Origin of the sequence: Pseudomonas thivervalensis, assembly GCF_001269655.1 — a bacterium.
Classification (GTDB): domain Bacteria; phylum Pseudomonadota; class Gammaproteobacteria; order Pseudomonadales; family Pseudomonadaceae; genus Aquipseudomonas; species Aquipseudomonas thivervalensis.
On record NZ_LHVE01000020.1, the window covers coordinates 51,731 to 64,535 of the forward strand.

Here is a 12,805-nt window from a genome sequence, read left to right on the forward strand (position 1 = left end):
CAAACCCAGACCCAGTTACGCCTGCCGATTTCGGGCCCCTATTTCGCGCAGATGATGAGAACGCCATGGCCGGGCTGATTCCCCAGAGCTTTATTGACGACCTCCTGAACCGCACCGACATCGTCGACGTGGTCAGCTCTCGCGTGCAAATGAAGAAAGCAGGCAAGAACTACACCGCCTGCTGCCCGTTTCACAAAGAGAAAACCCCCTCCTTCAGCGTCAGCCCCGACAAGCAGTTCTACTATTGCTTCGGCTGCGGCGCTGGTGGCAATGCCCTCGGCTTCATCATGGACCACGACAACCTGGACTTTCCCCAGGCAGTCGAAGAGCTGGCCAAAGCCGCCGGCATGGAAATCCCCCGGGAGGAAAGCGGCCGGGCGCACAAGCCGCGCCAGCCGACCGATTCTCCGCTTTACCCACTATTGACGGCGGCGGCGGATTTTTATCGCCAGGCCCTCAAAAGCCATCCGGCACGCAAGGCCGCGGTGGATTATCTCAAGGGCCGCGGTTTGACTGGCGAAATCGCCCGGGACTTCGGCCTCGGCTTCGCCCCGCCCGGCTGGGACAATCTGTACAAGCACCTGAGCAGCGACACGCTGCAGCAGCGCGCCATGATCGACGCTGGCCTGCTGATCGAGAATGCCGAAACCGGCAAGCGCTACGACCGCTTCCGCGACCGGGTCATGTTTCCGATCCGCGACACACGCGGGCGGATCATCGCCTTTGGTGGCCGAGTGCTGGGCGACGACAAGCCAAAATACCTGAACTCCCCGGAAACCCCGGTGTTCCATAAGGGCCAGGAACTCTATGGCCTATACGAAGCGCGCAAGAACAACCGCAACCTCGACGAAATCATCGTCGTGGAAGGCTACATGGACGTCATCGCCCTGGCCCAGCAAGGTTTGCGCAACGCCGTCGCGACCCTGGGCACGGCCACCAGCGAAGAGCACATGAAGCGCCTGTTTCGCGTCGTGCCCAACGTGCTGTTCTGCTTCGACGGCGACCAGGCCGGCCGCAATGCCGCCTGGCGCGCACTGGAGGCCACCTTGCCGTGCCTGCAGGATGGGCGCCGGGCACGCTTCCTGTTCCTGCCCGAGGGCGAGGACCCGGACACCCTGGTGCGCTCCGAAGGCACCGACGCGTTCCGCGCGCGGATCAACCAGCACGCACAACCGTTGGCCGACTATTTTTTCCAGCAGTTAACTGAAGAAGCCGATCCACGCTCCCTCGAAGGCAAGGCCCACATGGCCACCCTCGCGGCACCGCTGATCGACAAGGTGCCCGGCGCCAACCTGCGCACCCTCATGCGCCAGCGCCTGACCGAGATCACCGGCCTCAACAGCGAAGCGGTCAATCAACTGGTGCACAGCGCCCCCCAGGAGGCGCCGCCAGCGTATGACCCGGGCATCGATTACGACGCGATGCCGGATTTCGCCGGCTATCATCAACCCCAGCAGGACTACGCCCCGCAGCAGGAATGGACGCCAAAAAAAACCGGCAGCGGTGGCAAGAAATGGGACAAGAAACCCTGGGACAAGAACGGCAAGCGCGGCGATCGCGACCAGCCACGTGCCCCGCGCGTGCCGGCCGCCGTCGAACCACCAACACTGGCCGCCTTGCGCACCTTGCTGCATTACCCGCAACTGGCCGAAAAAGTAGAGGATGCCGGGCACTTCGCCGCCGAGGACCACAGCAATACGCAATTGCTGGTCGCACTCCTTGAAGCCGTGCAGAAGAACCCCAAGCTTAACTCTTTCCAGTTGATCGCGCGGTGGCATGGCACCGAGCAGGGGCGCCTTTTGAAGGCCCTGGCCGAGAAGGAGTGGCTGATTAGTGGAGACAACCTTGAACAACAGTTTTTCGACACCATTACTAGCTTGTCCGCCCGCCAACGCGAGCGAAACCTGGAACAACTTCTGCGAAAAGCTCGCCAGAGCGAGTTGACCAGCGAAGAGAAAAACCAATTGCGCGACTTACTCAGCCGCAATGTTTGCGCATCAAACCCGACCTCAACTGGCGCGTGAGGTCACAGCTCAGGTATAATCCTCGGCTTGTTTTTTGCCCGCCAAGACCTTCAGTGGATAGGGTGTTATGTCCGGAAAAGCGCAACAGCAGTCTCGTATCAAAGAGTTGATCCTATTGGGTCGTGAGCAGGGCTACCTGACTTACGCGGAGGTCAACGACCACCTGCCGGAGGATATTTCAGATCCGGAACAGGTGGAAGACATCATCCGCATGATCAACGACATGGGGATCAACGTATTCGAGGTTGCTCCAGATAAGGATGCCCTTATGCTGGCCGACGCCGATACCGACGAGGCGGCCGCTGAAGAAGCGGCCGCAGCGTTGGCAGCGGTCGAGACCGACATAGGTCGCACCACGGACCCCGTGCGCATGTACATGCGTGAAATGGGTACCGTAGAGCTCCTCACACGTGAAGGCGAAATCGAAATCGCCAAGCGTATTGAAGAAGGCATCCGTGAAGTGATGGGCGCAATCGCGCACTTCCCTGGCACGGTTGACCATATTCTCTCCGAGTACACCCGCGTCACCACCGAAGGTGGCCGCCTGTCCGACGTCTTGAGCGGCTATATCGACCCGGACGACGGTATTGCGCCGCCTGCCGCCGAAGTGCCGCCACCGATCGACGCGAAAGCCGCCAAGGCCGACGACGACACCGATGACGACGACGCCGAAGCGAGCGACGACGAGGAAGAAGCCGAAAGCGGTCCGGATCCGGTCATCGCTGCCCAGCGCTTCGGCGCCGTGGCCGATCAGATGGAAATCACCCGCAAGGCATTGAAGAAGCATGGCCGCAACAACAAGCAGGCGATTGCCGAGCTGTTGGCGCTGGCCGAGCTGTTCATGCCGATCAAGCTGGTGCCCAAGCAGTTCGAAGGCCTGGTCGAGCGTGTTCGCAGTGCCCTGGATCGCTTGCGTCAGCAAGAGCGCGCGATCATGCAGCTTTGCGTGCGTGATGCCCGCATGCCGCGTGCCGATTTCCTGCGCCAGTTCCCGGGCAATGAAGTCGACGAAAGCTGGACCGATGCACTGGCCAAGGGCAAGAGCAAATACGCTGAAGCCATTGCCCGCCTGCAACCGGACATCGTTCGTTGCCAGCAGAAGCTGAGTGCGCTGGAGGCCGAGACCGGCCTGAGCATCGCCGAGATCAAGGACATCAACCGTCGCATGTCGATCGGCGAGGCCAAGGCCCGCCGCGCGAAGAAAGAGATGGTCGAAGCGAACTTGCGTCTGGTGATCTCCATCGCCAAGAAGTACACCAACCGCGGCCTGCAATTCCTCGACCTGATCCAGGAAGGCAACATCGGCCTGATGAAAGCGGTGGACAAGTTCGAATACCGTCGCGGCTACAAGTTCTCGACTTATGCCACCTGGTGGATCCGTCAGGCGATCACTCGCTCGATCGCCGACCAGGCCCGCACCATCCGTATCCCGGTGCACATGATCGAGACGATCAACAAGCTCAACCGCATTTCCCGCCAGATGCTGCAGGAAATGGGTCGCGAACCGACGCCGGAAGAGCTGGGCGAACGCATGGAAATGCCTGAGGACAAGATCCGCAAGGTATTGAAGATCGCCAAAGAGCCGATCTCCATGGAAACCCCGATCGGCGATGACGAAGACTCCCATCTGGGTGACTTCATCGAAGACTCCACCATGCAGTCTCCGATCGATGTCGCCACGGTCGAGAGTCTCAAGGAAGCGACTCGCGAAGTACTCTCCGGCCTCACTGCCCGTGAAGCCAAGGTACTGCGCATGCGCTTCGGCATCGACATGAATACCGACCACACCCTCGAGGAAGTCGGTAAGCAGTTCGATGTCACCCGTGAGCGGATTCGCCAGATCGAAGCCAAGGCGTTGCGCAAACTGCGCCACCCGACGCGAAGCGAGCACCTGCGCTCCTTCCTCGACGAGTGACCTTCAAAACCCCCGGCCCTGCCGGGGGTTTTGTTATGCACAGATAAAATCCCCGTCGTTACGCCCCTCACCACCCTGTTGCCCGTCTACACTCGAATCATCCTCCCCAAGCCATGACGAGACAGTGATGCCCAGACTGACGGCCGCGCTTTTGCTGTCATTGATGACCTGGACCGCAACAGCTGGCGCGTTGACGCTCACCGACGAGGAGCTCCGCTGGCTCAAGGACCACCCTGACCTGCGCCTGGGTGTCGACGCCTCATGGCCGCCGTTTGAATTTCGCGATGACCAAGGCCGCTATCAAGGCCTGGCCGCCGACTACATCGAGATCATCCGTGAACGACTGGCCATCAAGCTCACCCCTGTCGAACCGGCCAGTTGGACTGCCGTGCTCGAGCAAGTCGTCCAAGGCAAGATCGACCTGCTGCCGGGCATCATGTCGACCCCTGAGCGCCAGAACTACCTGGCATTCACCCGTCCCTACCTGGATTTCCCCATTGTCATCCTGGCCCATCGCGGTGGCGCCCAGCCTCACAACCTAAAGGAGCTGTACGGGCTGAAAATCGCCGTGGTGGAGAACTATGCCCCCCATGAATTGCTACGCAACCATCATCCCGACCTGAACCTGGTGGCGCTGCCCAACGTCAGCTCAGCCCTGCAAGCACTGGCTACCGATGAAGTGGACGCGGTGGTGGGCGATCTGGCTTCCAGTGTCTGGAGCCTGCGCCAACTCAAGCTCGAAGGCCTTTATGTCAGCGGGGAAACGCCTTATCGCTATCAACTGGCAATGGCCGTCCCGAGAAACAACAAGATATTGGTCGGTATCCTGGACAAGGTCATGGCGGACATGAGTCCGGCCGAAGTCGCCGAGATCCAGCAGAAGTGGGTCGGCAATGTGCACGACTACCGCCAGCTCTGGTCAGACTTGCTGCTATACGGCCTGCCCGCGCTGCTGCTCCTGGTCGGCATACTGGCGGTGGTCATTCGCATCAACCGCCGGCTCAGCTCGGAGATCGCCCGGCGGGTGGAGCTTGAACAGGAGCTGCGCAGCAGCGAATACCATTATCGTGGGCTGGTGGAGAGCCTGTCGGCCATTGCCTGGGAGGCCAGGGTCAGCGACTACACCTACAGCTATGTGTCGCCCCACGCCGAAGACCTGCTCGGTTATCCCCTCTCCCATTGGTTGATCCCGGGTTTCTGGCGCAACATCATTCATCCGGCCGACCTGATCCGCGCCCAGAGCTACTGCGATCATGAGGTGCTGGCGGGTCGCGACCACTGCATCGATTATCGGGTGATCACCGCCGATGGCCGCTGCCTGTGGGTGCGCGACATTGTCAGCCTGATCGAACATGGGCACGAACCGCTGATGCGCGGGCTGATGATCGATATCAGTGAAGCCAAGCGCACCGAGGAAGCACTGCGCCTTTCCGAGCAGAAATTTGCCTCGGTGTTCCGCCAGTGCCCGGACATCCTGGTGATTGCTCGGCTGTTGGACGGATGCCTGCTGGAGGTCAACAAGGCTTTTGAAGAACAGATCGGCTTGAGTGCCGCAGAGGTGGTCGGACGCAACGCAACCGAACTGAATATCTGGGGCATCCAGGGCGTGGGGCCGGGCCTGCTGCAGCGTTTGCAGGCCGGCAGCATTCGCAACCTGGAAATGCCCTTTCGCCGCAGCAACGGACAGGTGTTCACCGGGCTGATCTCCGCCGAACCCTTCGACCTCGACACGACACCAGCCCTGGTCGTCGTGGTGCGGGACATCAGCCAGCTCAAGGAAACCCAGCAGCAACTGCAGACATCCGAAGAAAAGTTCGCCAAGGCCTTCCACGCCTCGCCCGATGGCCTGCTGCTGTCCCGGCAAAGCGATGGCTTGCTGATTGAAGTCAACGAGGGTTTCAGCCGCATTACCGGCTTCAACAGCGCGCTGTCGGTGGATCGCTCCACCCTGGATTTGGGCATCTGGGTCAATCTCAACGAGCGCAAGCAGATGCTCGACCTGCTGAAACGGGACGGCTTTGTCAGGGATTTCAGCTGCCATATCCGTCGTAACGACGGGCAGATACGACTCTGTGAAGTCTCCAGCCGCCCGCTGCCCATCGGCGACGAAGACTGCATGCTGACCATCGCCCGGGACATCACCGAACGCCACCTGATGCAGGAAAAACTGCAACAGGCCGCCACCGTGTTCGAAAGCACTGCCGAAGGCGTGCTGATCACCGATACGCAACAACACATCAGCGCCGTGAACCGAGCCTTCACCGAAATCACTGGCTACAGCGAAACCGAAGCCTTGGGCCACACACCCCGGTTGTTAGCGTCCGGCCTGCATGACAGCGCGTTTTACGCGGCGATGTGGCACCAGTTGACGGCGGAGGGGCACTGGCAGGGAGAGATCTCCAATCGGCGCAAGAACGGCGAGCTATACCCCAGTTGGCTGACCATCAGCGCAGTACGCAATCGGGACCGACAAATCACCCATTTTGTCGCGGTCTTCGCCGATATCTCCAGCCTCAAGCACGCCCAAGCCCGGCTCGACTACCAGGCTCACCACGACCCGCTGACGGGCCTGCCCAATCGCACGCTGTTCGAAAGTCGCTTGCTGACGGCCCTCAACAGCCAGCAGGAAAACGGCGGCCAGGGTGCCGTGCTGTTCCTGGACCTGGACCGTTTCAAGCACATCAATGACAGCCTCGGACACCCGGTCGGCGACCTGCTGCTCAAGGGCATCGCCGTGCGCTTGCGCGAGCAGTTGCGCGACATCGACACCGTGGCGCGCCTGGGCGGCGACGAATTCATTATCCTGCTGCCCGGCCTGCAGCAGCCCAGCGACGCCGAGCACATCGCCCAGAAACTGTTGAACTGCTTTACCGCCCCGTTCCAGGCCGGCGAGCACGAATTCTTTATCAGCGCCAGCATCGGCACCAGCCTCTACCCGCAGGATGGCTGCGACGTCGCCACGCTGGTCAAGAATGCCGACGCGGCGATGTACCGCTCCAAGGCCAAGGGCCGCAACCGGGTGGAGAAATACACCCGCGACCTCACCGCCCAGGCCAGCGAACGCGTGGCCTTGGAACACGAGCTACGGCGAGCGATTGAACGCAACGAGCTGTCCCTGTCCTTCCAGCCGAAAATCAGCCTCGCCGACAACCGATTGGTGGGTGCCGAGGCACTGATTCGTTGGAATCACCCGACGTTTGGCGACGTCCCGCCCGAACATTTCATCCCGTTGGCGGAAGAAAACGGCATGATTCTGCAAATTGGCGACTGGGTACTGGAACGTGCCTGCCGGCAACTGTGCGAATGGAACAGCGCCTACGAAAGCCTCGGCCCGCTGTCGGTCAACCTGGCCGGCGCCCAACTGCGTCAACCCAACTTGCTGGGGCGTATCGAACAACTGCTGCGCGAACACCAGCTCCAACCCGACTTATTACAACTGGAAATTACCGAAAACTTCATCATGAGCCAGGCCGAAGAAGCCCTGACGGTGCTGCACCAGTTGAAGAAACTCGGCGTGCAACTGGCCATCGACGACTTCGGCACGGGCTATTCCTCCCTGAGTTACCTCAAGCGCCTACCGCTGGACATCCTCAAGATCGACCAGTCCTTCGTCCGCGGCCTGCCCGACGACCCCCACGACGTGGCCATCGTGCGGGCAATCATCGCCTTGGGCCGCAGCATGCAATTCACCGTCATCGCCGAAGGCGTCGAAACCCTGGCCCAGCAGCAATTCCTGGCTGATGAAGGTTGCGAACAGATCCAGGGCTACATCGTCAGCCTGCCCCTGTGCGCCGACGAGTTCGCCGCCACGTTCCTGCGTGTGGCCGTATCGGATTTTTCGGATAGCACAGCCGAGAAACCGTCGCTATAATCCGCGGCCTACTGAGGGCCTATAGCTCAGTTGGTTAGAGCAGAGGACTCATAATCCTTTGGTCCACGGTTCAAGTCCGTGTGGGCCCACCAAATTCAAAAGCCGCGCATTGCGCGGCTTTTGCGTATCCAGCGTCCTCCCGCTAGCCTCTTTCGCTCCATTACAATAAAAATCCCCCTCCCTCACCGAGACGCCCATCATCGCCAGCCCCAGCCTCCCTCGACTGTTTCTTGAACTGTTCTGGCAACTCGGCATCCTGCTGGTACCAGCCTTTTTCGTCACAATAATGCCGCCCCCGTTGGCTTTGCTGACAGTGGTGTGCCTCGGGCTGTTGATGGGCCTTGCCGCTCGCCTGGGCTTTTTGGCGATGGGTCGAAGCATTGCCCGGGTGACGGTCGGCGCCGTGTTTGGCCTGGGGTTCAGCCTGGGTCGGGCATTGCCTGAGTGGTGGGGCATCTTGGTGGCGATCGTTGGCATCATCGTCGGACTCGCCTGCGTCAGCAGTTGGGAGCGGCGCCTTGGGTTGGCGCCCGTTTCCAGCCAAGGACCAAGTGCCTGGGGTGGAAGCGAGCCGCTGCTGACCCCTGAAGGCGAGCCGATCCGGGTCTTCAACCACGGCGAAATCGCCATGGGCGGCCCGACGTATTGCGACTATCTGTTCCCCGACGGCGTGCTCTTGCAAGGCATTGGCTCTTCGGCGGTGTTCTCCCGAGACGGACGTTACTTCGCGGCACCGGTACCGTCCCGACAGGCATGGGGACTGGTGGTCCTCGACCGTCAGCAACGCCAGTTATACCGCTGCGCCGACAGCGAGCTCTGGGAGTTGGACACGTTTGACCTCGACCTATTGAGCGGACGCCATAGCCCGCTGGTGGATAACGGCGTTCGCGAAACCCGGCTCGATGAGCTGTTGCAAACGGCCAGCGTCACCCCCCTGGTGCCTGTCGGCGATCTGTGGCTGGAAGCCGATTGTCATCCTGAGCAGACCTTTGAGCGGCGCTCCGCTGATGGCCAGCAGTGCCTGCAAGGCAATATCTCATTGCCCTCAACCTTTCGTGACTTGGCCCAGCCACTGGAGCCCCTGCTTTCGCCGCGCTATACCGTCAGCGTCAACGGGCAACCGTCCGACCTGCTGATGGCGGCAGACGCGCCCTTGGTTTGGAGCACTGATCAACGCGCCCTGGTGTGCCTGGCCCAGCAGCAAAGCGGTCACGAAGAAGGCGACCTGTATTGGTTGTGGCAGCTCGACACCGGCTGGCGCGCCCTGCCCTCGCCCTGGGTAAAGCGCGCCGCGGAACCGTCCTTCTACTGGCATGAACTGCTGAGCCTCGACGCCGACCATGTGCGTATCGGCGCCTACCTCGACTATCCACGCCCAGGCTCTGGCCGTTATGGCTATCGTCTGGACAGTATCCATGGCGATACCGAAACCCAGACCGATCATGACGCCCAGGGGCGCGTACAGGTCGGTGAGTTCAAACTGACCCGCATGGCCATTGCGATGCCGTTGGACAGTCGGGGTGTGCGAGGGGACTCGTTTGTCGAGACGCAGCCAATGCTGGGTGGGGCCTGCGCTCACCTGATCTGGCTGGGCGACAACCGCGATGGGCTTGGGGGTTATCGCTGCCGGATCGGTGATTGGCACTTGCCGGGAAGTTGGTTGCTGGATCACCGCGTCTCTGATTGCGGTCGTTACCTGGCACTGCTGCCCTTTGAACACTCAACGACCGTGACCACCCATGGGGTGATTGCCGACGCGAAGGAGCAACGCCTGCTGGAAGGTCCCTCCATGTGGGTGGAGCGCATCCTCGATTTTCGCGATGGCCGGCTGAGCCTGGCGGCGGTTCAAGGTCGGCTGGATAGCAATAGGGACAGCAGCCCGTTGCAGCGATTCAACGTCGCCGCACCGGAGGTTGGCAGCGACTCGTCCTTTTTTCGTCCAAACGAACAATCCCGACTGTTCTACAACACGGTGCAGTTGCAACCGACAGCGTCACAGCTCAGCGCCGTCGAGCCTTGGCGCCTGGTGGACCGCCCGCAAGCGGCCACCGCCGAGGGTGATTTCATCCAGCCTGCGCCGAATGATCAGGATGCCGCCTGGCTGTTCGGCAGCGAGACGGAATACGCCGACAGCTGGGTACGTGCCGGTACGCCCCGTCTCGGCGGGCACCTGCTAACGGCCTCGGGTTGCGCATTGATTGATCTGGCACCCTCGATGGCCTGGTCACCAAACAGCCGCTATCTGGCGCTGACCTGTATGGCAACCGATGTGGCAGAACAGTGTGGAAGCTATCGGGGCTGGCAATTGCTCCTCCTCGATGTCCAAGCGCATACGCTGCGAATACATCCGCAATGGTTGGGCAATCGGCCTCAGTTCGAAAGCTTCGACGAAGAACAAGTGCAGATACGGTGTTTCGAGCACGATTGGGAAACCGAAAGCAGCGAGGACCAAGGCTCGGTGCAGTCGTTGTTGCTGGACGCTTTGTTGCAATTGCCCGCTGAACAACTGATTGGCCAGGACGGTCTCTGGCTCAGATCGTCCCAGGCGAACCTCGCCTTTGCGTGGCAGGCACTGGCATTGCCCGCCACTCGCTATTTCGAGCGCGGGAGCCTGTAACATGCTCGCCATCGATGCCTGCGCCGGAGCCCACTTTGACTGACACCCGCCCCCCCGTCCTCGACGAAATCGACCGGCAACTGATCGCAGCGCTGCAAATCAACGCCCGGGAAAGCGTCGCCATGCTTGCCCGGCAACTGGGTATCGCCCGCACGACCGTGACCTCGCGGCTGGCACGCCTGGAAAAGACCAAGGTGATTACCGGCTACGGCGTGCGCCTGGGCCAACGGGTGATTGACGGCGGCTTGCAGGCTTACGTCGGTATCAAGGTCCAACCGCGCTCCGGCAAGGACGTGCTGCGACGCTTGAGCGCCATGGCCCAGGTCCAGCAGTTGTGTGCGGTCAGCGGTGAGTTCGACTACGTTGCGTGGCTGCGCACGGAATCGCCGGAGCAACTGGATCAATTGCTGGACCAGATCGGCAGCGTGGACGGCGTGGAGAAAACCACCACCTCGATCATCCTCAGCAGCAAGATCGATCGGGGCCAGCCTGTCTAGGCCCTTCGCAACTTAACCTGTGGGAACGGATTTCGTCATTACGATTGATGAATAGGTCAAAATGACTGTAATACACTCAAAACGACGACATATTGTGTCTTATTAACGTGTTCCACCCTCCCTAGAATGGCTGGCATCTTTCCTATACTCAGACGCGAACACCGCGTCGAGTCGCCCATCAAGGTCAGCCATGAACAAAAACAATCGCCACCCAGCAGACGGTAAGAAGCCCATCACCATTTTCGGTCCGGACTTTCCTTTCGCCTTTGACGACTGGATCGAGCATCCGGCGGGCCTGGGCAGCATTCCCGCCCATAACCACGGTACGGAAGTGGCGATTGTCGGGGCCGGAATCGCCGGTCTGGTGGCGGCGTACGAGCTGATGAAGCTGGGTCTCAAGCCCGTGGTCTATGAGGCGTCGAAGATGGGTGGGCGCCTGCGCTCGCAAGCGTTCAACGGCGCCGAAGGGGTGATTGCCGAGCTGGGTGGCATGCGTTTTCCGGTGTCGTCCACCGCGTTCTATCACTATGTCGACAAGCTGGGCCTGGAGACCAAACCGTTCCCCAACCCGCTGACCCCGGCGTCCGGCAGCACGGTCATCGACCTGGAAGGCCAGACCTATTACGCCCGGAAACTGGCGGACCTTCCTGCGCTGTTCCAGGAAGTTGCCGATGCCTGGGCCGATGCGCTGGAAGATGGTTCGCGCTTTGGCGAGATCCAGCAGGCGATCCGCGACCGCGACGTGCCACGTCTCAAGGAATTGTGGAACACCTTGGTGCCGCTCTGGGACGACCGCACCTTCTACGACTTCGTCGCCACCTCCAAGGCGTTCGCCAAGCTCTCGTTCCAGCACCGTGAAGTGTTCGGCCAGGTCGGTTTCGGCACGGGTGGCTGGGATTCGGATTTCCCCAATTCGATGCTGGAAATCTTCCGCGTCGTGATGACCAACTGCGACGACCATCAGCACCTGGTAGTCGGCGGCGTCGAACAGGTGCCCCATGGCATCTGGAACCATGTGCCGGAACGCTGTGTGCACTGGCCCGAGGGGACCAGCCTCAATTCGCTGCACCTGGGCGCCCCACGCAGCGGCGTGAAGCGCATCGCCCGTGCGGCCGATGGCCGCTTCAGCGTGACGGACGTGTGGGAAAACACCCGCGAATACGCTGCGGTGCTGGTCACGTGCCAGAGCTGGCTGCTGACTACTCAGATCGAATGTGAAGAAGCGTTGTTCTCGCAAAAGATGTGGATGGCCCTGGACCGCACCCGCTACATGCAATCGTCCAAGACATTCGTGATGGTCGACCGGCCGTTCTGGAAAGACAAGGATCCGGAAACCGGCCGCGACCTGATGAGCATGACCCTGACCGACCGCCTGACCCGTGGCACCTATCTGTTCGACAATGGCGACGACAAGCCCGGCGTGATTTGCCTGTCGTATTCCTGGATGAGCGATGCGTTGAAAATGCTCCCGCATCCGGTGGAAAAACGCGTGAAGCTGGCCCTCGATGCCCTGAAGAAGATCTACCCCAAGGTGGACATTGCCGCACGCATCATTGGCGATCCGATCACCGTGTCCTGGGAAGCCGATCCGCATTTCCTCGGCGCCTTCAAGGGCGCCCTGCCCGGCCACTATCGCTACAACCAGCGCATGTATGCGCACTTCATGCAGGACGACATGCCGGCCGAACAACGCGGGATCTTTATCGCTGGCGACGACGTCTCATGGACACCCGCCTGGGTCGAAGGCGCGGTACAGACCTCACTCAATGCCGTGTGGGGAATCATGAAGCACTTCGGCGGTGAAACCCACGCCGAAAACCCGGGTCCAGGTGATGTGTTCCACGAAATCGGTCCGATCGCCCTGCCCGAATAAAAGGAGTT

At 61.0% G+C, this 12,805-nt stretch carries 6 protein-coding genes and 1 tRNA gene; all 7 read left to right on the forward strand.

Going from position 1 to position 12,805, the window contains the following annotated elements:
• The first annotated feature begins 65 nt into the window (after positions 1-65).
• Positions 66-2,024 carry a DNA primase gene (gene dnaG / locus AD659_RS25260; RefSeq protein ID WP_053125949.1) on the forward strand — a complete coding sequence of 653 codons (1,959 nt, stop codon included), beginning with the start codon at positions 66-68 and terminating at the stop codon, positions 2,022-2,024.
• A 67-nt stretch (positions 2,025-2,091) separates the two neighbouring features.
• On the forward strand, positions 2,092-3,939 hold the full coding sequence (gene rpoD, locus AD659_RS25265; protein ID WP_003177680.1) for an RNA polymerase sigma factor RpoD: 1,848 nt from the start codon (positions 2,092-2,094) through the stop codon (positions 3,937-3,939).
• A 127-nt stretch (positions 3,940-4,066) separates the two neighbouring features.
• Positions 4,067-7,810, forward strand: a complete 3,744-nt coding sequence (locus AD659_RS25270; RefSeq protein ID WP_053125951.1) for an EAL domain-containing protein — start codon at positions 4,067-4,069, stop codon at positions 7,808-7,810.
• Between the two features lie 15 nt (positions 7,811-7,825).
• Positions 7,826-7,902, forward strand: a tRNA-Ile gene (locus AD659_RS25275).
• Positions 7,903-8,096: 194 nt separating this feature from the next.
• Positions 8,097-10,427, forward strand: coding sequence for a hypothetical protein (locus tag AD659_RS25280; protein ID WP_231987654.1), 2,331 nt, complete (start codon positions 8,097-8,099; stop codon positions 10,425-10,427).
• A 35-nt stretch (positions 10,428-10,462) separates the two neighbouring features.
• Positions 10,463-10,924, forward strand: coding sequence for an Lrp/AsnC family transcriptional regulator (locus AD659_RS25285; protein WP_053125954.1), 462 nt, complete (start codon positions 10,463-10,465; stop codon positions 10,922-10,924).
• A gap of 190 nt (positions 10,925-11,114) precedes the next feature.
• Positions 11,115-12,797 carry a flavin monoamine oxidase family protein gene (locus AD659_RS25290; protein WP_053125956.1) on the forward strand — a complete coding sequence of 561 codons (1,683 nt, stop codon included), beginning with the start codon at positions 11,115-11,117 and terminating at the stop codon, positions 12,795-12,797.
• Positions 12,798-12,805 lie beyond the last annotated feature (8 nt).